This is a genomic window from Thalassobius sp. MITS945101 (assembly GCF_047123305.1).
Classification (GTDB): domain Bacteria; phylum Pseudomonadota; class Alphaproteobacteria; order Rhodobacterales; family Rhodobacteraceae; genus Thalassobius.
In genome coordinates, this window is the sequence record NZ_CP138918.1 from 2,783,939 (window position 1) to 2,807,717 (window position 23,779).

A 23,779-nucleotide genomic window follows, 5' to 3' on the forward strand; every position below is an offset into this window, starting at 1 on the left:
ATTTTGGGATCGTTGAAAGCGCTCAGCGCTGTGCAAGATAGCCGTGGCTGGTGCGATAGGGCGGGCCAGAGGGGAAGGGGATGGCGCGCAGGTTGGAGAAGCCCGTCTGTGCCATCAGGTCCACGGCCTGCGTTGGCGTGTAGGCGCGGTGGCCCCAGCGCCAGCGGATCAGGGCGGTGCACCAATGCGGACGTGAAAGCGCCAGCACCAATGTCCCGCCCGGTTTGAGGCTGTCATGGAGCCAGGAAAGCGCCGGCAGGATGTCGAGGTGTTCCAGCACATGGGCGCAGAGCACCACATCAAACTGCCCCAGCGGGTCGCTGAGTTTGGCATCTTTGATCTGCACGGTTTGAGGCCAGTTCTGCGACCGCGCGGCGGCCTCACGGCGCATTTCCGCATTGGGATCGGCAAGGGTGAGTTGGCAGTCTGCAGGCGCGTGTTTGGCAAAGCTGGCCGCAAAGGCGCCCGAGCCGGTGCCGATGTCCAGAACCGTGGCGGCCGCGGGCAGTGGCGGCAATTGTGCCATCAGATGATCATAGGCGCGGGTATAGCCCAGTTTGCCCAACCGATACTGCCAGCGGGGGGCGTGTTTGGAATAGAGGTGATCGTGATCGGGGGGTGCCGTCATCTGCTGCGCCTCGTGCGGGATTCCCCGGAGGCTAGGGGCGGCGGGGGCTGCGCGTCAACGGGCCTGAGGCCAGACGCGCAGCTTTGTGACCTGGCTTATACCGCCGCTTCCAGCGCCGAGATGATGCCGGTGAAATCTTCGGCTTTCAGGCTGGCGCCGCCCACAAGGGCGCCGTCGACGTTGGAGACGGCAAAGATCTCGGTCGCGTTGGCAGGTTTCACCGAACCGCCATAGAGCAGGCGGGTGGATCGGCCCACACCGGTGCCAAAGCGGCGTTCCAGACGGGCGCGGATGAAGTCATGCACTTCGCCGATCTGGTCCAGCGTCGGGATTTTGCCGGTGCCAATGGCCCAGATCGGCTCATAGGCCACCACAAGGTTTTCACCGGTGGAATTGTCGGGGATCGAGGCTGCCAGCTGGCCGCCGATGATGTCGAGCGTATTGGCCGCTTCGCGTTGCTCCAGCGACTCGCCGACGCAGATCACGGTGATCAGACCGGCCTCATGGGCGGCGCGGGCTTTCTGGCGGATCAGCTCATCGCTTTCGCCGTGATCCTCGCGGCGTTCGGAATGGCCCAGGATCACAGCCTTGGCGCCGGCATCGGCCAGCATTTCGGCCGAAGTGTCGCCGGTATGGGCGCCTGAGGTGGCATGGTGACAGTCCTGTCCGCCGATCATCAGGGGTTTGTTGCCAACCCGGGCCGCCGCTGCCCCGACCAGAGTGTCCGGGGGGCAGATCATCAGATCCACAGTAGGGTCGGTATGGGCGGTGGTCAGCGCGTCCAGCTGGTCCAGCTGCGTCGAAAGCCCGTTCATTTTCCAATTGCCAGCGGCCAGTTTACGGCGCATTTCATCCACTCCCTCAAAATCCGATTTGCACGCAGTAACGTGATGACTGTCAGTTGCACCAACAGCCTAGCAAAGCGCAAGGGGGAGGGGGAAAATCAGCCGTCCGGCGGGTCACATTCCGGCGAATTTGATGGATTCGCCACAGCCGCAGGCTTCGGTCACGTTCGGGTTGTTGAACTTGAACCCCGCCTCCAGCAGCGAGACCTCATAGTCAATCTCGGTCCCGAACAGGAACATCTGCGCCATTGGAGCGATCATCACCCGCGCGCCGTCCTGTTCCACAATCTCATCGTTGGGATCAATCGCTTCGGCGTAGTCCATGGTGTATTCCATGCCCGCGCATCCGCCCTTCTTCACCCCAATGCGCAGCCCCTGATGGCCGTCTTTCTCCATCAGTTTGGCAATCTGTGCGGCGGCTTTCGGGGTCAGGCTCACGGCCTGTTTGCCGGGGATCGAGAACATATCAAGGTCCTTTGGGGGAACTGTTGCGCGTTGGTGTCTTCTATTTAGGTGGGTTTGGGGGCGATCTCAAGCGGTGGCAGCGGGATCAACAGTTTTTGAATCAAAAGAGCGACGATCAACGCCCAGCCAAAGCTGAACAGGGTGCCGATGATGACATATTCCGTGGCTTTGCGATCTCCCGACACTGTGCCGAAGCGCAGGATGGATTTGGCCGCCACCAGAAAACCGATGCCGCTGAGGTTGCCCGAGAGCACCAGCAGGTAGATCAGCCCACGTTCCAAATGGCCGATGGTGGCGCCGCCGCCGGGCAGGCCCTGATCCTCAGGGTCGTCGGAGACCGCATGGCCACGCATCAACAGGCCCGTGGCAAAGCCACCCGCCCGTGTCGCCAGCAGGGCTCCGGCGATCAGGGTCATCAGGGCCGGCAGGTAGGGGGCAATTTTGGCGCAGCTAGCCCAGAAACCACTGTGCCAGAGCGTTGGAAACAGCAGGCTGACCACAAGGAGCGACAGGAGATGCGCCGCTTGATCGGTGAGGAATCCCGTCAGACTGTCAAAGCCGCCGTAGGTTTTCACGGTGTCGATCATCAGGTGGACCAGCGCCAAGACCAGCAGCGGCCAGGCGGTGAATTGTCCAAGGGAGATCTGGGCGGTCAACAGGACCAGCACCCCATGCAGCAGCAGCACACCGGGATGGCGTTTGCGGGCCGCCATCCAATTGGTTTGCAGGACAAAATCCGCCAGAACATGGGCAAAAAGCAGGGCGGCAAAGGTTTCAAACATCAAAAGGCCTTGGGATGAAATGGGTCATTGGTCTAGGGCAGTTTCGATCATTTGCAGGGCCTCTGACAAGGCTGGATATCCGGCGGCCCAAAGGGCCTTGTTCACCGACTGGCGGCTGATGTGCAGGATCTTGGCGGTGTCTTCCCGGCGGGGCGGCTGCGGTGCCAGCTGTGGCGTGAGGGCGCGCGCCTGCGCCGGCGTCCAGTCGCGGCTGATGTGATCAGCCAAAAGGGTGGCTGCGCCCTTGGCCTCAGTGCCCCAGCGCAGGCCATCTTCGCCTTTCATGGCCTCCAGCGCCCGGCCGGAGGTGACATAGACCGGGCCCAGCGCCGCGTTTGGATTGCCGTCGGGGGGCATTGCATCACCGCCGTCCGCAATGGCGATGCGGCTGTCATAACTTTTGCCCAGCGTCCGCAGTGCGGCCCGCAGGGTCAGGGCCGCCCGCAGGGCCAGCGGCGCCGGGCGAAGGACCAGCTGCCAGCCATCCCCGCCGCGCAGGCCAAAGGCTGTTTCCACCCCGTCCCATGCGGCGATGTCTTCGGCGGCCTGTTGCAACGCCGCAATGGCGCGGCGCAGGTCCGCGGCCCGCAGATCGGTGGAGCGGATCAGATCGCCGGTCAGCACGGCTATGTTGGGGGCTACGTTTGGCATATGTATAAGAAGCCCTTTTTGGCTTCTTTTGTCAAGAGAGCCTTAATTTGGCTTCTTTCTGGTGAAGGAACCCAAAATTGGCTTCTGCAAAAGAAAGCAGGCCCGAAGGCCTGCCTGTCACATCAACGCTGAAAGCTGCGTTCACATAAAGCCCAGTTCCAGACGGGCCTCATCGCTCATCATTTCCATGCCCCAGGGCGGTTCCCAGGTGAGGTCCACCTCAACGTGCTGCACGCCGTCCAGCGGTTCAACCGCATCCACAACCCAGCCCGGCATTTCACCGGCAACGGGGCAGCCCGGCGCTGTCAGGGTCATGATGACCGAAACGCGGTTATCGTCGGTAATTGCGATGGTGTAGATCAGCCCGAGGTCATAGATGTTGACCGGAATCTCGGGGTCATAAACCGTGCGACAGGCCTCAACCACCTTTTCATACAGCGGATGGGAGACAGAGGAAGGGGCGATCAGCGGGGCGCCTTCCAGCGGTTCTACATTTTCGTTCATGACAGCCGTCCATTTTAACCTGACCGTTCATATAAGGTTTATAGGGGGGGAGGTCCAGAGCAGCCGGCAAATTTGGATCGGGGCAAAGCGTCGCCCCGATCCTGTGTGGTTCAACGCAGGTTAGTCGTTGATATCGTTCTCAAAGGTTTTGATGCCCGACTGGCGGAAACCAAAGACCTTGCGCATCACCAGCCAGGAGGCCAGCGACAGCACCGCAAAAGCTACGGCCAGCTGCGGCAGGGTGAGGGCGGTGAGACCCGCCAGCGGCGCCGTCAGCGCCGCCCCGGCTGCAAAGCCCAGAAAGATCGAGCCGGGCAGAAAGATCTCTGCCGTGCCAAGGCCAAGGGCCAGCGCCAGCCAGACCCACCAGACTTCAAAGATCGACATCACTTGCCCCCTTTCAGCAGTTTGAACGCATCGCCAAAGGCCTCCAGCGCATGGGCGGGCAGTACAATTGTCTGTTTGCCTTCACCTGCACCCAGCGCGTTCAGCGATTCCACCTGTTTCAGCGCGACCTGATACTGTGCCGCCTCAATGCCGTTTTCACGGATCGCCTTGGCCACCACTTCGGTGGCATAGGCTTCGGCCTCGGCTTCGATCCGGCGGGCCTTGGCGGTTTGTTCGGCGGCGTAAAGTTCCGCGTCGGCCGCCAGCTCGACCGAGCGTTTTTCGCCCTCGGCCTCGGTCACCTGTGCGCGGCGGGCGCGTTCGGCGTTGAGCTGCTGCAGCATTGCATCACGGGTGGCCTGATCCAGGTTCACATCCAGGATTTCGGCGCGGGTCACTTCAATGCCCCAATCGTCCACGGCGTCCTCAACCAGGTTTTGGATCTGATTGATTAGCTGCGCCCGGTTCGACTGCACCTCATCCAGATCCATCTTACCAATCTCGGCTCGCACGATACCGGCCACGGTGGTCGAGATCGCACCGTCCACGTCGCGGATCCGGTACACGGTCTTTTCCGGCTCCAGAATGCGGTAGAACACCGAGGTGTCGATCTGCACCAGCACGTTGTCTTTGGTGATGGCGTCCTGGCTGGCATTGGGCAGCTGGCGTTCCAGGATCGAGATCTGATGCGCCACCTTGTCGAGGAAGGGCACAATCACGTTGATCCCCGGCCCAAGAACCGAATGCAGGCGGCCAAAGCGTTCGACCACAAACTTCTGAGATTGCGGCACGATGCGGACACCTTTGAAGATCACCGCGATGAGGAACAGGGCGATCAGCAACCAGATCACTGTCATCGGGTTATTTACAACAAAATCAAGAAAGAGGTTGTCCATTTTAGACTATTCCTTTTGGCAAATTCCCCTTCTAGATAGTCAAATCCGCCTTTGCCTTCCAGAGGGGGAGCGGCTATTGAGCGCCGAATTTGCGTTTCATGGCGCAGTTTGGACGAATGATCGTGGCAGAAACACGAGTGACGGAGAGGTCAGGCAGGATGAGCGGATTTTCCTTTGAGAAGCTGGGGCAGGATGGCAAGGCGCGCACAGGCGTGATCCACACCACCCGTGGCGATATCCACACACCGGCCTTTATGCCTGTGGGCACCGCTGCCACTGTGAAGGCGATGATGCCGGAAAGTGTGGCGGCCACTGGTGCGGACATCCTTTTGGGCAACACCTACCACCTGATGCTGCGCCCCACGGCCGAACGGATCGACGCGCTTGGTGGGCTGCATAAGTTCATGAACTGGGACAAGCCGATCCTGACGGATTCGGGCGGGTTTCAGGTGATGTCGCTGGCCGGTCTGCGTAAGCTGACCGAAAAGGGCGTGACCTTCAAATCCCACATTGACGGCTCACGCCATGAGCTGACGCCGGAACGCTCGATGGAGATCCAGCGCCTGCTGGGGTCGGACATTGTGATGTGTTTTGACGAATGCCCTGCTTTGCCGGCGGATCGTGACACCATCGCCAAATCCATGCGCATGTCGATGCGGTGGGCGCAGCGGTCGCGCGATGCGTTTGGGGATCGTCCCGGCCATGCGCTTTTTGGCATTCAGCAGGGTGGTCTGGAACAGGATTTCCGTGAAGAAAGCGCCGAGGCGTTGAAAGAGATCGGTTTTGACGGTTACGCCGTGGGTGGCCTGGCCGTGGGGGAGGGGCAGGAAAACATGTTCGGCTGCCTCGACTTTGCGCCGGATATGCTGCCCGAGGACAAGCCGCGCTATCTGATGGGAGTTGGCAAGCCCGATGACATTGTCGGTGCAGTGGCCCGTGGCATTGATATGATGGACTGTGTGTTGCCGTCCCGTTCGGGGCGCACCGGTCAGGCCTTCACCCGTTTTGGCGTTGTGAATATCAAGAACGCCCGCCATCAGGACGATCCGCGTCCCTTGGATGAAAACTGCAGCTGCCCCGCCTGCAGCAACTACTCTCGTGCCTATCTGCACCACGTCTACCGCAGCCAGGAAATGATTTCGGGGATGCTGCTGACCTGGCACAATCTGCACTATTACCAAGAGCTGATGCAGGGCATGCGCGATGCGATTGCGGCAGGCACGTTTGAAGCGTTCCAGAAAGACTTCCACGAGACCCGCGCGCATGGGGATATCGAACGCCTCTGACCGCGTGTTTTTTGTCGTTTCTGACGGCCCGCCGCAGGAAACCCGAGCGGGCCGTTTTACGTTTCTGGGGCAGGGCGTGGGTCGAAAAGTTAATATGTCACCGGAATACACCTTTGTTTCTGTGTGAAATTTCCCTCTTTTGATTGAAAAAATGTCGCAGGGCTTGGGAAAGGTATATTTGCCTCACATCTCCTAAGCCCCTCTGGGCTTGGCGCAAATTCGATTTTGCCAATTTTGATGGGTGATTTGTCACCCCCAACGCGCCAACTTACCCGTGATTTTACCCCTAAACAGACCCCGCATTAGGCCGTTGCCCTAAGTGCGATATGATCGTCCTTTCCGGCTGGTTCAGCTGCCCTATGCCGGAGTTCCGTTCCTCCCCACCTGAACGGTGAAGGACCCCTGTCACCGCAGCTGGCAAAAATGGATATAACGATGAACACGATGCCGACTGACCCGTTCAAGGTAGATGAAGGCCCGGTCAATCCCCGTACTGTGCCGGAAGTAAACGTCGAAGAAGCTTTTGGAATTCAGGAATTGTTTTTCTCGCGCACGGATAAGCGCGGTGTGATTGAGGCCTATAACGAAGTCTTTGTACGCATTGCCGGTTTTGATGGCAGCGAACTGCAGGGCGCGCCGCATCGGATCATCCGGCACAGCGAAGTGCCAAAGGCGGTGTTTTGGCTGCTGTGGAATGGTCTGGAAAACGGGGTGCCGGTTGGTGCCTATGTGAAGAACAAGACTAAAGAGGGCAAATACTACTGGGTCTTTGCCATCGCTTCGCCGGTTACAGGTGGTTTCCTTTCGGTGCGGATGAAACCTTCTTCCGAGTTGTTTGAAGGGGTGCAGGCGCTTTACAAGGACATCCTGCGCGATGAACAGGAGCTTGATCTAAGCCCGGAAGAAAGCGCCATGCGTCTGATGGATCGGGTGCAAGATCTGGGGTTCCCGACCTATGCGATGTTCCAGGCCCATGCGCTCTATACCGAGTTTGAAAGCCGCCGCGAAACCCTGCACCGGCCCAAGTTCAACGACCTGTCCAATATCGATACCATCTCGACCAATGCGAAGGAATTGCGCAGTGAGTTGGCGCTTTTGTCGGAGAAGTTCGACAACGCGGCCCTGCTGACCGCCAACATGAAGATCTTTGCCGCCAAACTGAAGGTGGGGCGCTCGACCATCAATGAGATTGCCAAAAACTATGATCTGATGCTGCGTGACATTCAGAACCATCTGAAAACGCTTCATGTTTCAGAGAAGTACGAGGGTATCTGGGACGTTTCGCGAGATCAGAACTCGTTCTTCTTGCTCTGCACATCGCATCTGATGGAGGAGATGTGCGAAAAGTTCGAAAAAGAAAACTGCCTGGGTGGGCGCACCACCAAGGAGGATGAGATCCACCATCTGCACCACCTGTTGAACGGCTATAAACGTCAGTCGATGCAGGCGGTCATCCAAGGCATCCAATCCGCAATCACAATCAAACGGCGCACCGAATTCCTGCGTCGCATGATCCTGGGCCTCTCCACGATCCGAATTGCCTGCCGGGTCGAAGCGGGAACGCTGCGGGATACGGCCAAGGGGCTGGACAATATCGTTGGGCGACTGGACGCCTTCCACGATGATGTCGAAGCCCACCTGGCCAAGGTGCAAAAAGCGGTCAACGCGATCCTCAAAGGGGTGGACCGGTCGATGACCGGGCCGATCAATGAGGATTGATTTAAACCTGACCCCAACTTGGCCTGATTTTTGCGCCTGAAAAAACGCCCGTGCCCCCGACAATTGGAGGCGCGGGCGAATTCGCGCCTTGCTACTCCTTGCGACGCACGGCAAATTGAAACTGCGAAAGGATCGTGCGGTTGAAATCGGGGGAGCCGCCCCCAAATTAAATCTCACGAAACGGAGAAGGCCGGGGTTGCCACTTTTGGGACCGGTGCCTTTTTGCCAAGAACAAGGAAAACGCATGCAAGAGCCACTCAACGCATCCTATCCAGTCCTCCCGCTGCGCGACATCGTTGTGTTCCCCCACATGATCGTGCCGCTGTTTGTCGGTCGGGAAAAATCCGTCCGCGCGCTGGAAGAGGTGATGCAGGACGACAAGCAAATTCTGCTGTCCAGCCAGATTGATCCGGCAGAGGATGATCCGCAGGCTGACGGCATTTACAACAGCGGCGTGCTGGCCAATGTGCTGCAGCTGCTGAAACTGCCCGATGGCACCGTGAAGGTGCTGGTCGAAGGGCAGGCCCGTGTGAAAATCACGGACTACCTTGAAAACGATGACTTTTTTGAAGCGCGCGCGGAATATCTCAATGAGATTCCCGGTGACATCGCCACCATCGAGGCGCTGCTGCGCACCGTTGGCACCGAGTTTGAGCGCTACGCCAAAGTCAAAAAGAACATTCCCGAAGAGGCGCTGGTCACAGTGTCGGAAACCGATGATCCGGCCAAGCTGGCTGATCTGGTGGCCGGTCACCTGGGCATCGAAGTGGCCCAGAAGCAGGAGCTTCTGGAAACCCTCAGCGTGTCGGAGCGGTTGGAAAAGGTCTACGGGCTGATGCAGGGCGAAATGTCCGTGCTGCAGGTCGAGAAAAAGATCAAAACCCGTGTCAAATCCCAGATGGAGCGCACCCAGCGTGAATACTATCTGAATGAGCAGATGAAGGCCATTCAGAAGGAGCTGGGCGATGGCGAGGATGGCTCGAATGAGATCACCGAGCTGGAAGAGAAAATCGCCGCGACCAAACTGTCGAAAGAGGCCAAGGAAAAGGTCGACGCAGAGCTGAAGAAGCTCAAGAACATGTCGCCCATGAGCGCCGAGGCCACTGTGGTGCGCAATTACCTCGACTGGATCCTGTCGATCCCGTGGGGTGTGAAGTCGCGCGTCAAGAAAGACCTGGGCCGGGCGCAGGACATTCTGGACAAGGATCACTATGGTCTGGAGAAGGTCAAAGAGCGGATTGTTGAGTACCTCGCGGTGCAGCAGCGTTCGAAGAAGCTGAAAGGCCCGATCCTCTGCCTTGTTGGCCCGCCCGGTGTGGGTAAAACCTCGCTTGGGAAATCGGTTGCCAAGGCGACGGGACGCGAATTTATCCGCATCAGCCTTGGCGGTGTGCGCGATGAATCCGAAATCCGTGGCCACCGTCGGACCTATATCGGCTCGATGCCCGGTAAGATCATCCAGGCGCTGAAAAAGGCGAAAACCACCAACCCGCTGATCTTGCTCGATGAGATCGACAAGATGGGGCAGGACTTCCGTGGTGATCCCGCATCGGCCATGCTGGAAGTGCTGGATCCGGAACAGAACGGCACCTTTGTCGATCACTATCTGGAGGTCGAATACGACCTGTCCAACGTGATGTTCCTGACCACCTCGAACAGCTACAACATGCCGGGCCCGCTGCTGGACCGGATGGAGATCATCCCGCTTGCCGGTTACACCGAGGACGAGAAGATCGAGATTGCCAAACAGCACCTCGTGCCCAAGCAGGTCAAAAACCACGGTCTCAAGAAAAAAGAGTTCGCGGTCGAAGAATCTGCCCTGACCGAAGTGGTTCGCCATTACACCCGTGAAGCGGGCGTGCGGAACATGGAACGTGAGGTCGGCAAGATGGCGCGGAAGGCGATCACCAAGATCGTCAAAGGCGAAGCGGACTCGATCACCGTCAATGCGGACAACATCGATGATTTCCTCGGCGTGAAGAAGTTCCGCTACGGTCTGGCCGAAAAAGAGGATCAGGTCGGCGTTGTCACCGGTTTGGCCTATACCTCGGTTGGTGGTGATCTGCTTCATATTGAGGCGCTGAAGCTGCCGGGCAAAGGTCGGATGAAGACCACCGGTAAACTGGGCGACGTGATGAAAGAGTCGATTGATGCGGCTTCGTCCTACGTGCGTTCGGTGGCACCGCAAATCGGTGTGAAACCGCCGCAGTTCGAAAAGTGGGACATCCACGTGCACGTGCCCGATGGCGCAACGCCCAAAGACGGCCCTTCGGCCGGTCTGGCGATGGTGACCTCGATTGTTTCGGTTCTGACCGGCATTCCGGTGCGCAAGGATATTGCGATGACCGGTGAGGTGTCCCTGCGTGGTAATGCCATGCCCATCGGCGGTCTGAAGGAAAAACTGCTGGCCGCCCTGCGCGGCGGGATCAAAACCGTTCTCATCCCTGAAGAGAACGAAAAGGATCTGGCGGATATTCCGGACAATGTGAAGGCCGGGCTAGAGATCATTCCGGTCACCCATGTGACCGAAGTGCTGAAACTGGCGCTGACCGGCACGCCCGAAGCGATTGAATGGGATGAGGAGGCCGAAGAGGCCGCCGCCGCTGCTGCGCTTAAGGGTAAATCCGGCTCCGGTGCCGTCGCACATTAAGCCCGCAAGGGTTCAGAAACATCTGCAAACGCCCTCGGAGAAATCCGGGGGCGTTTGTTTATGGCGTGGCAACAGTTCTGTGAAATACCTGTCGAAATTCCGACAGACTCTGGATTTTTCAGGCGTTTGTGGATAATCTGGCAACAATAACAAATTCATAATCGGGGCAGAGGCATCTCCATGGCACGTAGCACCACCACGAAATCGAGCAAAACACCCACCAAAACCACCAAACCTGTCGCGGCAAAGGCGACAAAGTCGGCTCTTCCCAAGACCCGCAAGCCCGCTCCGGCCAAGGTGGCTGCGAAAGCTGCGCCTGAAACGGTTGTGGTGCAGGAAAGCGTCCCAACCTCCACTCTGCCGGAACTGAAAAAGGTTGAGCTGATCGACATGGTTGTCGAACGCGCCGGGGTGAAGAAACGTGACGCAAAGCCGGCGATTGAGGCGGCTCTTGAAATTCTCGGCGCCGCGCTGGCCGAGGGCCGCGAGGTCAATATGCAGCCGCTGGGCAAGATCCGCGTGAACCGGATGAAGCACCTGTCCTCGGCCCGTGTGATGACCTGCAAGGTGCGCCAGACCATCAAAGACGACGCTGCAGAAAAACCATCGGATGATGATCCGGTTGCGGAAGCGGCGGAATAACGACACTGGCAGACATCCCGCCCGCAGATTGCAGGTGGACCCCAAAAAACCTTAAACCCGGACGCCAGTCGTTCGGGTTTTTCGTTAGGGCCGGGGAAGCCCAGACTTGGACCAGTGGTGTGAAAGTGTTCTGCTATTGTGAGACGCATATATCGATTCGACCGAACACGGCATGACCCCAGCCAGGGAGGGCGACCATGAAGACACTGCTCACCACGCTTTACACCATTGCTTTGCTGTGCGGCGCCGCTGCCGCGAATGAGTTCCCGACCCGCACAATCGAAGTGCTGACCCACGCCGGCCCCGGAGGCGGTACCGATGTCACCGCCCGAATGATGATGCTGCGGGCGCGGCTGGAGCTGAAAACCGATATGGTTGTTGTCAACAAACGCGGTTGGGGCGGCGGTGTGGCGATGGATCATTTTCTGGACCAGGTCGCAGACGGCCATACCATCCTTGTCTTCACCTCAGGCCATGCCGCCAGCATGGCACATGGGCGAAGCAAACTGACACTGGAAGATATCCGTCCCATCGCCCGCGGCACGGATGATCCTCAAATCCTGATGGTGCGCTGCGGCAGCTACGCGGATGCCGGGGCCTTTGTTGACGCACAGCGGCAATATGGTCTGACCTATGGCACCACGCATTTGGGCAATATCGATGATGTCTCGGCCCATATGTTCACCAAGAAAGGGGGATTGGCTGCGCCCGAAGTGCAGCCTTACTCCGGCGGGGGACAACTGGCAGAGCAGCTGGTCGCAGGGTCGGTGGATGTGGCGGTGCTGAACCTGGCGGAGGCAGGGGCGGAAATTGCCACGGGTGCGATTTGCCCAATTGTTGTTCTGGCGGACCGGCGTCTGGCAGCTTTACCGGAGGTGACCACCGCAAAAGAATTGGGGATCGACGTCAGCTTCTCAACCGTGCGCGGCTTTGTGGTGCATCGTGAAACCCCGGACGCGGTTGCGAAACAGATCGAAGCGGCGCTGCTGAACGCGATGAACCATGTGGTCTATCAGGCGTTCCTGACCTCTGTTGGCCTGGATGCTTCCTCTGTGGCTGGCGCCGAAGAGTGGGGGGCGCAGATCGGCACAATAACCGCAGAAATGGATGCGGCCCTGCGGGAACTGGGCTTCACGGAGTGAGCAAAAACAAAGGGTTCCGCCAGATCTGAAAAACGGGATAAAGAAAATTTCAATTTCCTGTCACAAGCCCTTGCAGTGCTCTGCGACATTGGATAGACAGCGCCTCACGGGTCGTTAGCTCAGTTGGTAGAGCGCTTCGTTTACACCGAAGATGTCGGGAGTTCGAGCCTCTCACGACCCACCATTTCCCCTCTGAATGCTCTACCTTACGCGAACATCGGCTGGCGCTTGTTCCGTCGTTTGAGCGATTGGCTAAGGCCTCTTGAGGTTGTTTATCCTACTGAAACACAGTCTCGAAATTTTCCCGAAAATTCCAACAGCCCCCCTTGCGCCTCCGCAGGGCATTGGGTAGGTAGCGCCTAACGGGTCGTTAGCTCAGTTGGTAGAGCGCTTCGTTTACACCGAAGATGTCGGGAGTTCGAGCCTCTCACGACCCACCATTTCTCCCTTGATTAATTATCTTATCGATCGTTCGGTCGATCTGCGTGAGCGTTCTCCCTCTGCACCCATGCACAGAACCTGTCCTCTGCTGGGGCTACTGTTCTGTGTCGACGGCTCTATCTTGGGGGCAAAGGAGGCACCGATATGAGTTGGAACCCACTGCTAGACATCCACACGCCGATTGGCGATCAGGTGGATCAGATTGAAACCGTCATTGTCCCGCGCGCCCGCGATCTGGGTGGCTTTGAGGTGCGCCGTGCCTTGCCGCATGGCCGCCGCCAGATGGTCGGGCCATTTATCTTCTTTGACCAGATGGGGCCGGCAGAGTTTCTGACGGGGCAGGGGATCGATGTCCGGCCACATCCGCATATCGGTCTTGGCACGGTGACCTACCTTTACAAGGGTCGCCTGCACCACCGCGATTCCCTGGGCACTGACCAGTGGATTGAACCGGGGGCGGTGAATTGGATGAAGGCGGGCTACGGCATCACCCATTCTGAACGCACCGATGAAGAGATGCGTGAAAAGCCGTTCAATATGTTCGGCATCCAGACCTGGCTGGCGCTACCGGACGGCCATGAGGATGACGCGCCGCTGTTCCACCACAGCCCGAAAGAGGACCTGCCGGTTCTGGAAGGAGAGGGCAAGCAGATGCGGTTGATTCTGGGTCGCGCTTATGGGGAAGAGGCGCCAGTGCCGCTGCCCTCGGATCTGTTCTACGCCGACACGTTGATGGAGGCCGGTGCCCAGTTGCCGCTGCCTGACGATCACGAAGACCGCGCGGTTTACGTGATTGAGGGGGCGGTTTCGCAGGGCGGGCAGGACTATGAGGCGGGGCGCATGCTGGTCTTCCGCCCAGGCGATTCCATCTCGGTCAAAGCGGGCGCCGAGGGTGCACGGGTCCTGCTTCTGGGAGGCGAGACGATGAATGGTCCACGCCATATCTGGTGGAATTTCGTCGCCTCCAGCAAGGAACGGATCGAGGCCGCAAAGGAGGCCTGGCGGGCCGGAGACTGGGCGCATGGGCGATTCCAACTGCCGCCTGGTGATGATGGCGAATTCATCCCACTGCCGGACTGAACCCACTGGCGTTGCAAAGAAATTTGCGCCCTCAAAGCCAAGGAAAAAAGGGGCTTCAGGCGGGTCGGGAAACTTTTGTGATTTTTGTGTCATGATCCGCTTGACGCCACCGGTGACGCAGAATAAACACCCCTCACGCTCAAGACGATGAGCGAACAGTGAGCGGTTGTAGCTCAGTTGGTTAGAGTACCGGCCTGTCACGCCGGGGGTCGCGGGTTCGAGCCCCGTCAACCGCGCCACCACTGTTCAAACGTCGTCAGAGTGCCAGATGCGCGGTTGTAGCTCAGTTGGTTAGAGTACCGGCCTGTCACGCCGGGGGTCGCGGGTTCGAGCCCCGTCAACCGCGCCACTTCTTCCTTCGGGAGGAAACAAAGCACCCTTCGGGGTGCTTTTGTGGTTTTGAGGGCAAGTGATCAGAGAAATGAACTGGCGCGCCCTTTTTGAGCGGCACGCCAAGACGCGGCGTTCATTCCGGATAGGTATAGCCCACCAGCTCCTCCAGCTGCATATCCAGCGCAGAGCGCATAAACTTGCGGTCCTGCTGTGACATCTCTTTGGGCGTGCTGCCGCGCAGCTCATCCGGCACCGCCAGCTTGTGACGATTGCCCAATCGCCGGTGAATGCCCTGAAAACGCTCTGAACGGCGTTTGAGCGCCAGGGTCTCGCTGAACCAATCCGCAAAGCCTTCGGGATCGTCCTGCACCTGTTCGGCCTTCAACAATACCACGTTGCAGCCGCGGTTCATAAAGCTCAGCAGACTGGCCATTTTGATCGCCCGCATCTGGAACAAGTTGTTATAGGGCCGGCCGGTGATTGGATGCAGATCCATCTGCAGCGGCATGCCATCCACCTGATCGCGCAGCTTACGTGGCAGTTCTTCAAAATCGGTGGGGCGGTCCACGATGCCGCGCCAGGGTGTGCGAATAAACCGAGAGAAGTCAAAGACATGCAGCCGAGGGTCCAGATGCCAAGGGCGTTTGTGCATCGACAGGGCCCAGGCCTCAGCATGGCGCACAACACCGACAATCAGGTAGGATTTCGGGATCGCCACCATGCGCGGCACCGCATGTTTCCAACCCATGCCGATGGCGCCGTCGATCTCGATGTTTTTCTCAATCAGTTTGCGCACCAGATTGGTGGCCGAGGCCCGTTCGCCAAACACCTGAAAATGCGTCAGCGGCACATCATGCACCGGATGGTAGAGCCGCCCCGTTTCCCGCAGACTCAACAACTTGTCGCCCCCTTTGCGGGCTGGATCTGCAGAGGCTTTGGTGGCTTTGTTTTCGGGCGTCATCTGTGCGGTGCTCATCTCTGGCCAGCTCTTTCCAACGGTTGCGAACGTCTGAGGTGCTGCAGGAGCCATGCCAGCCCTGCAATGTCGCACCCCGCGACGTCCTGTTTTGGTTACATATTTTATTTCTCAATTGCCTTCAAACCCGCTACCAAAGATCAAGAAAACGCCGGGACAGCCGGTGGGTGGTGTGCAAGCCGCCAGATCAGTGCAAAGCAGAGCAGTGCCAAGGGAAAGAGCCCAGAACAGGGCCGGAGGGATCCATGCAGTCAACAGCGGCAGTCGTCACCATGGTGCGCGACGATCACTTCTTTCTGAAAGCCTGGCTGCGCCACTACGGTCCGATTTTTGGCCGCGAAAACCTCTACATCATCAACCACGGTCGCGGCGAAGGTGTCAGTGAACTGGCAGAGGGCTGCAACATCATTGGCATCCCCGGTGATCCGCACAAGAACTTTGACATGAAACGCTGGCGGTTGCTCAACAACCTCGTGGGGGGGCTGCGCAGCTACTACAACCATGTGATCGTGGGGGACGTGGATGAACTGGTGGTGATTGACCCCGAAGAAGGGGTTTCCCTGCTGGATTATCTGAAGGACCAGCCCATCCGCCGCGTGCTGACCCCTCTGGGCCTAGAGGTGATCCACCGCATCGATATAGAGCCCGACGCCATCACCGACACCATTCTTGGCCCGCGCCGCCATGTCCGGTTGGCGCCGCATTACTCCAAGCCCTGTGTGATTTCCGCCAGCACCAAGATCGCGCGGGGAGGGCATTACACCCAGCACAACAAGCTCTACACACCCGATTGCCTTTATTTGATGCATCTGAAGTTCTGCGATTTCCCTGAATATGTCGCCGCAATGGACCGCCGCAACGCGGTGACGGGGGAGATTGGCGATGACATCAAGGACATTGCCATCGGCCGGCACTGGTTCGCCGAAGCCCGCGGCGAAGACCGTGCAGAGTTTGAAGCTTTTGCCGATCTGGAGAAGGTCGAAGGTTTCGACATGCGCCCTTATCGCCGCAAAATGCAGCGCAGTTTCGGGCCGCGTGGCGACACTGGTTTCTACAACTTCGCCCGCCCCGATTATCAATTGCAGTTTCAATTGCCCGAACGGTTCTCTGGCGTCTTCTAGGGCGGTCCCTTTAAGGCCCCGGCAGGAAACGGTTCAGTGCGGCCAGGGTTTCGGTCGGGTGGGTGTCGGGAAAGAAATGGCCACCCGGCACGGCTTCTGCACGCAGGTCCGCGCAACGCGGCGCCCATGTGGCCGCTACATCATAGGCCGCTGCCATCGCCCCCTCCGCGCCGTAGAGCACCAGCGTCGGGCAAGTGACCTGCCGGCCCAGATCCGCCGCATCCAGATCAAAATCCACCTCAAGGGCGGCGCGGTAGTCGTTGCACATGCCCCGCACCACTTCTGGGTCTGCCCAAGCCTTGCGATAGGCCGCCATCTGCGCGGCCTCAAACCCCTCCGGATCCGCCGCACCCCAGCCCTGCAGGCAGGACATGAAATAACCCTCCGGATCTGCACCGATCATCGTCTCCGGCAGGGGTGAGGGCTGGGCCAGGAAGAACCAGTGGTAATAGGCTTTGGCCACATGGCGGTTAAGATCGCTGAGCAGAAGATGCGTTGGCACGATGTCCATCATCGTCAGGCTCTGCACCGCTGCGCCATGGTCCAAGGCCAGCCGATGTGCGGTGCGCCCGCCGCGGTCATGGCCCACAAGATGAAACTGCTCAAACCCCAGCTGCGCCATCAGCGCCACCTGATCCTGCGCCATGTCACGGAAACTGTAATCTGCCACCTCTGCCGGTTTGCCTGAGCCGCCATAGCCTCGCAAATCAGGCGTCACCACGGTGAACCGTGTGGCCAGGGTGCCCGCAATTGGTCCCCACATCGCACGGGTCTGCGGAAAGCCATGCAGCAGCAACAGACCCGGCCCCTGACCGCGCAGATCATAGGCGACCTCGATCCCGTTCACTCGACGTGTTTCACTCTGCATCAGCGGGTCCTTTGTGAGTATTTGAGGATCATTGAAAGGCGCTTTCATCTTGCCAGAACTACTCTGGGGGGATGAATTGCGGAAAGCAAGAAGGGGGGCAACGCCCCCCTCCCTTTTGGGTCTCAATGCCCATTGTTTACTTGGTGATCGCGTCCATTATCCGCGCCCAACTGCGGATACCTTTATGGAAACTCTTCAGGTCGTATTTCTCATTCGGCGAGTGGATGGCGTCATCGTCATTAGCATAGCCCACCAGCATCGAATCGAGGCCAAGGATGGTGTTGAAATAGCCGACCACCGGGATCGAGCCGCCCATGCCGGTGAACACGGCTTCGCGGTTCCATTCGTCCGACAGCGCGCCACGGGCGGCTTCAAACTCGGGGCGGTCAAGGTTCATCACCGAAGCGGGCGAGCCTTCCAGATCATTGTCCCATTCGACGGAGATGTCGGTCGACAGGCGGTCCTCAACATGTTTGCGGATCTTGTCGCGCAGTTTGTCGGGGTCCATGTCACCAACAAGACGGCAGGTGATTTTGCAATGTGCCTTCGACGGCAACACGGTTTTGGAACCAACACCGTTGTAGCCACCCCAGAGGCCGTTCACTTCCAGTGTTGGGCGGGCCCATTGCTGTTCCAGTGTCGAATAGCCGTTTTCGCCATGGGCTTTGGTGTAGCCGACGGAGTTCAGATATTCTGCCTCATCAAAGCCGCAGTTTTCCCACTGACGCAGCTGATCGGCGGGCACTTCATGCACCCCTTCATAGAAACCTTCCACGGCCACCGCGCCGGTTTCATCGTTGTAGAAACTGTCTACAATCCGCGACATCTCGCGCAGCGGGTTCAGACCGGGACCACCGTAGTGGCCCGAGTGCAAGTCGATGCGCGGGCCGGTCAGGGTAAACTCATCCTTCAGCATACCGCGCAGCTGCGAGGCGATCGAAGGCACGCCACGCGACACCATCGACGTGTCACAGACCAGCGCCAGATCGGCCTGCAGTTCTTCGCGGTTTTCCTCCAGGAAAGGAATCAGCGACGGCGAGCCGCTTTCTTCTTCGCCTTCAAAGAAGAAAGTGATGCGGCAGGGCAGGGTGCCATGCACCGCTTTCCAGGCGCGGCAGGCCTCGACAAAGGTCATCAGCTGGCCCTTGTCATCTGATGAGCCACGGCCGCGGATCACGGTGCCATGTTCGGTTTCTTCCAGCTGCGGCTCAAACGGCGGGGTGTCCCACAGATCCAGCGGATCCACCGGCTGCACATCGTAATGGCCGTAAAACAACACATGCGGCGCGCCTTCCGGGGCATCGTTGATATGGCCCACCACCATCGGATGACCCGGGGTGGCCCGTTTGGCCGCCTCGACACCAATCGATTTCAAATCGGCAACTAACCAGTCGGCGGCAGTGTCGCAATCGCCCTTGTAGGCGGGATCGGTGGAGATCGAGGGGATTCGCAGCAGTTCCATCAACCGTTCGGTTGCGGGGCTGATTTCCTCGTCAATCTTGGACAATACGGGTTCCAGAGCCATCGGCATCTCCTTGTTTTTCTTTTGTGCGGCAAAGTAACAGGCGAAATGGGCTTGTCCACCGGCACAGTTGATGCAAGTCAAAGCGCTAAAGGAGCGTCAATTTGTAATCTTTTTTGCAGATTGCCGCTGTAGTATATGATACTACAAAATGTGAATATGTTCTCCAGGATAAGAATCCGGAGAGTAGCAAGGTGCTGTATCCTCATACGGAGGGCAGTTTCTGAGCCAGAAAGGACGATGGACGTGGACTATACGCTCAAACTCGATGAGGCGCTGAACAAGCTGCACGAAGAAGGTCGTTACCGGACCTTTATTGATATCGAGCGGGACAAGGGCAATTTCCCCCATGCGACCTGGACCCGACCGGACGGCGAAAAGCAGCCCATCACGGTCTGGTGCGGCAATGACTATCTGGGTATGGGACAGCATCCGGTTGTTCTGGCGGCCATGCACGAAGCGATTGATGCCACCGGCGCTGGCTCGGGCGGCACGCGCAACATTTCCGGCACCACGGTGTATCACAAACGACTGGAGGCTGAACTGGCGGATCTGCACCGCAAGGAAGCGGCTTTGCTGTTCACCTCGGCCTATATCGCCAATGACGCCACGCTTTCGACCCTGCCAAAACTGTTCCCCGGTCTGATCATCTATTCGGATGAGTTGAACCATGCTTCGATGATCGAAGGGGTGCGTCGCAACGGTGGGGCAAAACGCATTTTCCGTCACAATGACGTGGCACATCTGCGCGCGCTGCTGGAAGCGGATGATCCCAAGGCGCCCAAGCTGATTGCCTTCGAATCGGTCTACTCGATGGACGGCGACTTTGGTCCCATCGAAGCGCTGTGCGATCTGGCGGATGAATTTGGCGCCCTGACCTATATCGATGAGGTGCACGCTGTCGGCATGTACGGCCCACGCGGCGGCGGTGTGACCGAGCGGGACAACCTGGCCCATCGGATCGACATCATCAATGGCACCCTGGCCAAGGCCTATGGCGTCATGGGCGGCTATATCGCTGCCTCGGAAAAGATGTGTGATGCCATCCGGTCTTATGCGCCGGGCTTTATCTTCACCACTTCGCTGCCACCGGCTGTGGCGGCGGGGGCGGCGGCGTCGGTTGCGCATCTGAAACAGGATCAAACCCTGCGCGAACAGCACCAGACCCAGGCCAAGATCCTCAAGCTGCGGCTCAAGGGGCTGGGCCTGCCGATCATCGACCATGGCAGCCACATCGTGCCGGTGATTGTTGGCAACCCAGTGCACACCAAACTGATGAGCGACATGCTGCTGGACGGGTTTGGCATCTACGTGCAGCCGATCAATTTCCCGACAGTTCCCCGCGGCACAGAGCGTTTGCGCTTTACCCCGTCGCCGGTGCATGGCCCCGGTGAAATGGATAAGCTGGTGCAGGCGATGGACGAACTTTGGTCGCATTGTGCGCTGAATCGTGCCGATCTGAGCGCCTAAAACCATATCTGGTGTAAATTCCCTTGCCATATGCTACGCTTGAGGAAACAAAGGTCACGTTCGAATCGTGACGGTTCCGAGGGCGAATCGCTGATAGGGCAGTGGGGATGATTAGGCGTAAAGCACCGAAAAATTCGGAAGACGATGTCGTGAAGCCAAAAGGTTTCGACGACTTTGAGCAGCGTCTTGGCGACATGATGCGCGGCGAACGTGCGACGCTGGGCAAATCCCTGCTGGATGTGCAACGCGAATTGCGGATCAAAGCGGCCTATATCGCGGCAATCGAAAACTGCGATCCTTCCGCCTTTGACACCCCCGGTTTCATCGCCGGCTATGTCCGTTCCTACGCCCGTTACCTGAACCTTGATCCGGAAGAGGCCTTTGCCGCATTCTGCGCCGAAAGCGGGTTCTCGACAGCACATGGGATGTCGGAAGAGGCCTCGGGCCTGCGTAAGAAAGAGGCACTGGCACTGCCCGCGATGGGCGACCGTGACCCTTTCAACGCGCCCACCACACCCTTTGCCCCGGCCAAAGACGGGTTCTTTGCCAGCATCGAACCGGGGGCCATTGGCTCTTCCTTAGTGCTGCTAGGATTGATCGTCGGTATTGGCTACGGCGGCTGGTCGGTGCTGAATGAAATCCAACGGGTGCAGTTTGCCCCGGTGGAGCAGAGCCCCAATGTGCTGGCCGAGCTGGATCCTGTTGCGTCTGAGGTGAGCCCCAACCTCGATGGCACCACGGTCACCGCTGCGGCAACCGGTGTTTTTACCCCGCCAGCTGATGCGTTGGACCGTCTCTACCGTCCGCAGGCGCTGGATGTGCCGGTGCTGGTGGCACGGGACGCACCGATCTCGACACTGGATCCGACCACGGTGGGCAGCTTCGTCCCTGAGGAGCCACAGATCGATTTCGCCGCCATGAGCGCTCCTGCAGAACCGGTTGAGCCGGTTGTGCCACAGGTTGTTGAAACCGCCGCCCCAGGTGTTGAAATGGTTGCTGTCCGCCCTGCCTGGGTACGGGTCCGCGCCGCGGATGGTTCGGTGATCTTCGAAGGCATCATGGAACCGGGCGACACCTGGAAAGTGCCGCAGACCGAAGAGGCGCCGACCTTGCGTGTTGGTGAAAGCGGTGCGATCTACTTCACCGTTAACGGCGCCCATTACGGCCCCGCCGGTCCGCGTGGTGTTGTGACCTCCAAATTGGCATTGTCGGTTGATAACCTGACGGACAAATATACGCTGGCGGATCTGGCCGAACATGGCGAATTGTCCAGCATCGTGGCCGAGCTGAAGAACCGCTAAACTTTCGAGACATTCACACCCTATGTGCGGCGCTGAGGCAATTGCAGCAGCGCCCCCTTCGCACTATGTATGGGCCATAGCTGCCCAACCCCTCGCCAACCATCGGGAACTGACCCATGTCGCTGAACCACGTCCGCCCCTGGCGCAACATCTATCGCCGTGAAAGCCGCCAGATCCATGTGGGCAATGTGCCTGTGGGTGGGGGGGCGCCGATTTCGGTGCAGACGATGACCAACACCATCACCTCGGACGCTAAGGCCACCATTGAACAGGTGCTGCGGGCCGCAGATGCGGGGGCGGATATTGTGCGGGTCTCGGTGCCGGATGTGGACAGCTCCAAGGCGCTGAAAGAGATTGTAAGGGAAAGCCCCGTGCCGATCGTGGCGGACATCCATTTCCACTACAAACGCGGCATCGAAGCGGCCGAGGCAGGTGCGGCTTGTCTGCGGATCAATCCGGGCAACATCGGGTCAGAGGCCAAGGTGCGCGAAGTCATTCAGGCCGCTCGTGACAACAATTGTTCGATGCGGATCGGCGTCAACGCGGGTTCTCTGGAAAAACACCTGCTGGAGAAATACGGCGAACCCTGTCCCGATGCCATGGTCGAAAGCGGCCTGGATCACATCAAGATCCTGCAGGACAACGATTTTCACGAGTTCAAAATCTCGGTCAAAGCCTCGGACGTCTTTATGTCTGCAGCCGCCTATCAGCAACTGGCCGATGCCACAGACGCCCCGATCCACCTAGGGATTACTGAGGCGGGCGGCTTGATGTCAGGCACGGTCAAATCCGCCATCGGTCTGGGCCAGCTTCTGTGGATGGGAATTGGCGACACCATGCGGGTCAGCCTGTCGGCTGATCCGGTGGAAGAGGTGAAAATGGGCTTTGAGATCCTGAAATCTCTGGGCCTGCGGCACCGGGGTGTGAACATCATTTCCTGCCCCAGCTGTGCGCGGCAGGGCTTTGACGTGATCAAAACCGTTGAGACGCTGGAAAAGCGGCTGGAGCATGTGAAGACCCCGATGAGCCTCAGCATCATCGGCTGTGTGGTGAACGGGCCCGGTGAGGCACTGATGACCGATGTGGGCTTTACCGGCGGCGGGGCTGGCAGTGGCATGGTTTACCTGGCGGGCAAGGCAAGCCACAAGATGAGCAACGAACAAATGGTTGATCACATCGTTGAAGAGGTCGAAGAACGCGCCGCCGCGATTGAAGACGAGGCGTCGCAGGACGCGGCTAATAGCTCGACGTTATCCGATTCCAAATAGAAAAGGCAGCCGATGCGGCTGCCTTTTGTCATTTCTGATGCAGGGGGTCGCTTACATCTCGGCGCGCATGGCGGCGATCAGTTCCTGCATCCCGTCCAGCGGTACGTAGCCACGCAGCATTTGGTCCTGGATCACAAACGTCGGGGTGCCGGAAATCGACAGCGCACTGGCAATCTGATGGGTGTCGGCAATCTGCTGTGTCACCTCGGGATCTTCGATCATCGCAAGGATCGCGTCGCCGTCCAGATCCAGCTTGTCGGCGATTTTCTTCAGCGACTTTTCAGTCATCTTGCCGCGATACTGCATCAAGGCGTCATTCATCCGGCCATAGGCGTCATCGCCCGCAACTTTGCGGGTGGCGATGGCAAAGCGCGAGGCCAGCACGGATTCGTCGCCCAGGATCGGGAATTCTTTCACGATGAAGCGGATGTTCTGGTCGCCCGCAATCAGCTGCTTCACCTCTTCATGGGCCTTCTTGCAATAGCCGCAGCGGTAGTCGAGGAACTCAACCATCACAATGTCGCCTTCTGGGTTGCCCGCTTCCCAGTCACGACCGTCTTCAAACAGGACCGGGGCCAGCTGACGCACCAGCTGCTGATCATTGGCAGCTTCCAGCTCGGCCTGTTGCTGCTGGAACAGCTCATAGGCTTCCACAATGATCGACGGGTTCTGCATGATGTAGGCCCGCACGGCCTTGCCAAAGGCCTCTTCCTCAGCCGGGGTCATGGCGTTGACGTCGAAGGCCTGCGCCGGCAGGGCCAGGGTTGCTAGCGTCGCAACGGTGGCGAGAAGCTTCTTCATT

At 58.8% G+C, this 23,779-nt stretch carries 22 protein-coding genes and 4 tRNA genes; 14 read left to right on the forward strand and 12 right to left on the reverse strand.

The features are described 5' to 3' along the window. Positions 1-22: 22 nt before the first annotated feature. The 8 genes from SIC14_RS13870 to SIC14_RS13905 form a co-directional block, all read right to left on the reverse strand. On the reverse strand, positions 23-628 hold the full coding sequence (locus tag SIC14_RS13870) for a class I SAM-dependent methyltransferase (protein ID WP_412562515.1): 606 nt from the start codon (positions 626-628) through the stop codon (positions 23-25). A 95-nt stretch (positions 629-723) separates the two neighbouring features. Further along, the gene (tpiA, locus tag SIC14_RS13875; RefSeq protein WP_412562516.1) at positions 724-1,476 is read right to left on the reverse strand and encodes a triose-phosphate isomerase; all 753 of its coding nucleotides are present in this window, start codon (positions 1,474-1,476) and stop codon (positions 724-726) included. Positions 1,477-1,587: 111 nt separating this feature from the next. After that, positions 1,588-1,938 (reverse strand): HesB/IscA family protein, encoded by a 351-nt coding sequence (locus tag SIC14_RS13880; RefSeq protein ID WP_412562517.1) that lies wholly within the window; start codon positions 1,936-1,938, stop codon positions 1,588-1,590. Positions 1,939-1,982: 44 nt separating this feature from the next. Next, positions 1,983-2,720: a DUF3307 domain-containing protein gene (locus SIC14_RS13885; protein WP_412562518.1), complete on the reverse strand. Its 738-nt coding sequence runs from the start codon at positions 2,718-2,720 to the stop codon at positions 1,983-1,985. A gap of 24 nt (positions 2,721-2,744) precedes the next feature. Further along, positions 2,745-3,371, reverse strand: a complete 627-nt coding sequence (locus tag SIC14_RS13890) for a MarR family transcriptional regulator (protein ID WP_412562519.1) — start codon at positions 3,369-3,371, stop codon at positions 2,745-2,747. Positions 3,372-3,512: 141 nt separating this feature from the next. Next, positions 3,513-3,875, reverse strand: coding sequence for an SUF system Fe-S cluster assembly protein (locus SIC14_RS13895; RefSeq protein WP_412562520.1), 363 nt, complete (start codon positions 3,873-3,875; stop codon positions 3,513-3,515). A 120-nt stretch (positions 3,876-3,995) separates the two neighbouring features. Beyond that, entirely contained in the window at positions 3,996-4,262 is a 267-nt protein-coding gene (locus SIC14_RS13900; RefSeq protein ID WP_412562521.1) for an NfeD family protein, read from the reverse strand. After that, complete coding sequence (locus SIC14_RS13905) at positions 4,262-5,158, reverse strand: SPFH domain-containing protein (RefSeq protein WP_412562522.1); 897 nt, start codon at positions 5,156-5,158, stop codon at positions 4,262-4,264. Before SIC14_RS13905 ends, SIC14_RS13900 begins: the two co-directional genes overlap by 1 nt. Positions 5,159-5,316: 158 nt before the next feature. Here SIC14_RS13905 and tgt point away from each other — a divergent pair, with 158 nt between their 5' ends. The 10 genes from tgt (at position 5,317) to SIC14_RS13955 (ending at position 14,467) form a co-directional block, all read left to right on the forward strand. Beyond that, the gene (gene tgt, locus SIC14_RS13910) at positions 5,317-6,444 is read left to right on the forward strand and encodes a tRNA guanosine(34) transglycosylase Tgt (RefSeq protein ID WP_412562523.1); all 1,128 of its coding nucleotides are present in this window, start codon (positions 5,317-5,319) and stop codon (positions 6,442-6,444) included. Positions 6,445-6,879: 435 nt separating this feature from the next. Then, positions 6,880-8,163, forward strand: coding sequence for a PAS domain-containing protein (locus tag SIC14_RS13915; RefSeq protein WP_412562524.1), 1,284 nt, complete (start codon positions 6,880-6,882; stop codon positions 8,161-8,163). A gap of 244 nt (positions 8,164-8,407) precedes the next feature. Then, positions 8,408-10,813 carry an endopeptidase La gene (lon, locus tag SIC14_RS13920; RefSeq protein ID WP_412562525.1) on the forward strand — a complete coding sequence of 802 codons (2,406 nt, stop codon included), beginning with the start codon at positions 8,408-8,410 and terminating at the stop codon, positions 10,811-10,813. A 180-nt stretch (positions 10,814-10,993) separates the two neighbouring features. After that, positions 10,994-11,455 (forward strand): HU family DNA-binding protein, encoded by a 462-nt coding sequence (locus SIC14_RS13925; RefSeq protein WP_412562526.1) that lies wholly within the window; start codon positions 10,994-10,996, stop codon positions 11,453-11,455. A gap of 197 nt (positions 11,456-11,652) precedes the next feature. Beyond that, positions 11,653-12,597, forward strand: a complete 945-nt coding sequence (locus SIC14_RS13930; protein WP_412562527.1) for a Bug family tripartite tricarboxylate transporter substrate binding protein — start codon at positions 11,653-11,655, stop codon at positions 12,595-12,597. Between the two features lie 108 nt (positions 12,598-12,705). Next, positions 12,706-12,781, forward strand: a tRNA-Val gene (locus SIC14_RS13935). Between the two features lie 180 nt (positions 12,782-12,961). Next, positions 12,962-13,037, forward strand: a tRNA-Val gene (locus SIC14_RS13940). 145 nt (positions 13,038-13,182) lie between these two features. Continuing rightward, positions 13,183-14,118: a pirin family protein gene (locus SIC14_RS13945; protein ID WP_412562528.1), complete on the forward strand. Its 936-nt coding sequence runs from the start codon at positions 13,183-13,185 to the stop codon at positions 14,116-14,118. Between the two features lie 162 nt (positions 14,119-14,280). Beyond that, a tRNA-Asp gene (locus SIC14_RS13950) sits at positions 14,281-14,357 on the forward strand. Between the two features lie 33 nt (positions 14,358-14,390). Beyond that, positions 14,391-14,467, forward strand: a tRNA-Asp gene (locus tag SIC14_RS13955). Between the two features lie 117 nt (positions 14,468-14,584). Here the strand turns inward: SIC14_RS13955 and SIC14_RS13960 are convergent. Continuing rightward, entirely contained in the window at positions 14,585-15,427 is an 843-nt protein-coding gene (locus tag SIC14_RS13960) for a hypothetical protein (protein WP_412562529.1), read from the reverse strand. Positions 15,428-15,672: 245 nt separating this feature from the next. On the opposite strand from SIC14_RS13960, the gene SIC14_RS13965 reads away from it, so the two are divergent. Beyond that, a complete protein-coding gene (locus SIC14_RS13965) occupies positions 15,673-16,548 on the forward strand; it encodes a glycosyltransferase family 2 protein (RefSeq protein ID WP_412562530.1) in 876 nt (291 codons plus the stop codon). A gap of 10 nt (positions 16,549-16,558) precedes the next feature. On the opposite strand, the gene SIC14_RS13970 is transcribed toward SIC14_RS13965, so the two are convergent. Further along, complete coding sequence (locus SIC14_RS13970) at positions 16,559-17,416, reverse strand: alpha/beta fold hydrolase (protein WP_412562531.1); 858 nt, start codon at positions 17,414-17,416, stop codon at positions 16,559-16,561. A 136-nt stretch (positions 17,417-17,552) separates the two neighbouring features. After that, positions 17,553-18,941: a dipeptidase gene (locus tag SIC14_RS13975; protein WP_412562532.1), complete on the reverse strand. Its 1,389-nt coding sequence runs from the start codon at positions 18,939-18,941 to the stop codon at positions 17,553-17,555. Positions 18,942-19,184: 243 nt separating this feature from the next. Between SIC14_RS13975 and hemA the strand changes: the two genes are divergently transcribed. The 3 genes from hemA (at position 19,185) to ispG (ending at position 22,977) form a co-directional block, all read left to right on the forward strand. Next, entirely contained in the window at positions 19,185-20,408 is a 1,224-nt protein-coding gene (gene hemA / locus SIC14_RS13980) for a 5-aminolevulinate synthase (protein WP_412562533.1), read from the forward strand. A 107-nt stretch (positions 20,409-20,515) separates the two neighbouring features. Next, positions 20,516-21,709, forward strand: a complete 1,194-nt coding sequence (locus SIC14_RS13985; protein ID WP_412562534.1) for a helix-turn-helix domain-containing protein — start codon at positions 20,516-20,518, stop codon at positions 21,707-21,709. Between the two features lie 116 nt (positions 21,710-21,825). Next, the gene (gene ispG / locus SIC14_RS13990) at positions 21,826-22,977 is read left to right on the forward strand and encodes a flavodoxin-dependent (E)-4-hydroxy-3-methylbut-2-enyl-diphosphate synthase (RefSeq protein WP_412562535.1); all 1,152 of its coding nucleotides are present in this window, start codon (positions 21,826-21,828) and stop codon (positions 22,975-22,977) included. A 51-nt stretch (positions 22,978-23,028) separates the two neighbouring features. Here the strand turns inward: ispG and SIC14_RS13995 are convergent, their stop codons facing one another. Next, complete coding sequence (locus SIC14_RS13995) at positions 23,029-23,778, reverse strand: DsbA family protein (protein WP_412562536.1); 750 nt, start codon at positions 23,776-23,778, stop codon at positions 23,029-23,031. Between the last annotated feature and the right edge of the window lies 1 nt (position 23,779).

Excerpts from the sequence above, each read along its gene's own strand:
- SIC14_RS13900 (WP_412562521.1), bottom strand. The coding sequence starts at position 4,262 with ATGTCGATCTTTGAAGTCTGGTGGGTCTGGCTGGCGCTGGCCCTTGGC.
- SIC14_RS13975 (WP_412562532.1), bottom strand. The coding sequence starts at position 18,941 with ATGGCTCTGGAACCCGTATTGTCCAAGATTGACGAGGAAATCAGCCCC.
- SIC14_RS13885 (WP_412562518.1), bottom strand. The coding sequence starts at position 2,720 with ATGTTTGAAACCTTTGCCGCCCTGCTTTTTGCCCATGTTCTGGCGGAT.
- SIC14_RS13925 (WP_412562526.1), top strand. The coding sequence starts at position 10,994 with ATGGCACGTAGCACCACCACGAAATCGAGCAAAACACCCACCAAAACC.
- lon (WP_412562525.1), top strand. The coding sequence starts at position 8,408 with ATGCAAGAGCCACTCAACGCATCCTATCCAGTCCTCCCGCTGCGCGAC.
- SIC14_RS13985 (WP_412562534.1), top strand. The coding sequence starts at position 20,516 with ATGATTAGGCGTAAAGCACCGAAAAATTCGGAAGACGATGTCGTGAAG.
- SIC14_RS13995 (WP_412562536.1), bottom strand. The coding sequence starts at position 23,778 with ATGAAGAAGCTTCTCGCCACCGTTGCGACGCTAGCAACCCTGGCCCTG.
- SIC14_RS13905 (WP_412562522.1), bottom strand. The coding sequence starts at position 5,158 with ATGGACAACCTCTTTCTTGATTTTGTTGTAAATAACCCGATGACAGTG.
- tgt (WP_412562523.1), top strand. The coding sequence starts at position 5,317 with ATGAGCGGATTTTCCTTTGAGAAGCTGGGGCAGGATGGCAAGGCGCGC.
- SIC14_RS13945 (WP_412562528.1), top strand. The coding sequence starts at position 13,183 with ATGAGTTGGAACCCACTGCTAGACATCCACACGCCGATTGGCGATCAG.
- SIC14_RS13915 (WP_412562524.1), top strand. The coding sequence starts at position 6,880 with ATGAACACGATGCCGACTGACCCGTTCAAGGTAGATGAAGGCCCGGTC.
- SIC14_RS13870 (WP_412562515.1), bottom strand. The coding sequence starts at position 628 with ATGACGGCACCCCCCGATCACGATCACCTCTATTCCAAACACGCCCCC.
- SIC14_RS13890 (WP_412562519.1), bottom strand. The coding sequence starts at position 3,371 with ATGCCAAACGTAGCCCCCAACATAGCCGTGCTGACCGGCGATCTGATC.
- SIC14_RS13970 (WP_412562531.1), bottom strand. The coding sequence starts at position 17,416 with ATGCAGAGTGAAACACGTCGAGTGAACGGGATCGAGGTCGCCTATGAT.
- SIC14_RS13895 (WP_412562520.1), bottom strand. The coding sequence starts at position 3,875 with ATGAACGAAAATGTAGAACCGCTGGAAGGCGCCCCGCTGATCGCCCCT.
- SIC14_RS13880 (WP_412562517.1), bottom strand. The coding sequence starts at position 1,938 with ATGTTCTCGATCCCCGGCAAACAGGCCGTGAGCCTGACCCCGAAAGCC.
- SIC14_RS13960 (WP_412562529.1), bottom strand. The coding sequence starts at position 15,427 with ATGAGCACCGCACAGATGACGCCCGAAAACAAAGCCACCAAAGCCTCT.
- SIC14_RS13965 (WP_412562530.1), top strand. The coding sequence starts at position 15,673 with ATGCAGTCAACAGCGGCAGTCGTCACCATGGTGCGCGACGATCACTTC.
- tpiA (WP_412562516.1), bottom strand. The coding sequence starts at position 1,476 with ATGCGCCGTAAACTGGCCGCTGGCAATTGGAAAATGAACGGGCTTTCG.
- ispG (WP_412562535.1), top strand. The coding sequence starts at position 21,826 with ATGTCGCTGAACCACGTCCGCCCCTGGCGCAACATCTATCGCCGTGAA.
- SIC14_RS13930 (WP_412562527.1), top strand. The coding sequence starts at position 11,653 with ATGAAGACACTGCTCACCACGCTTTACACCATTGCTTTGCTGTGCGGC.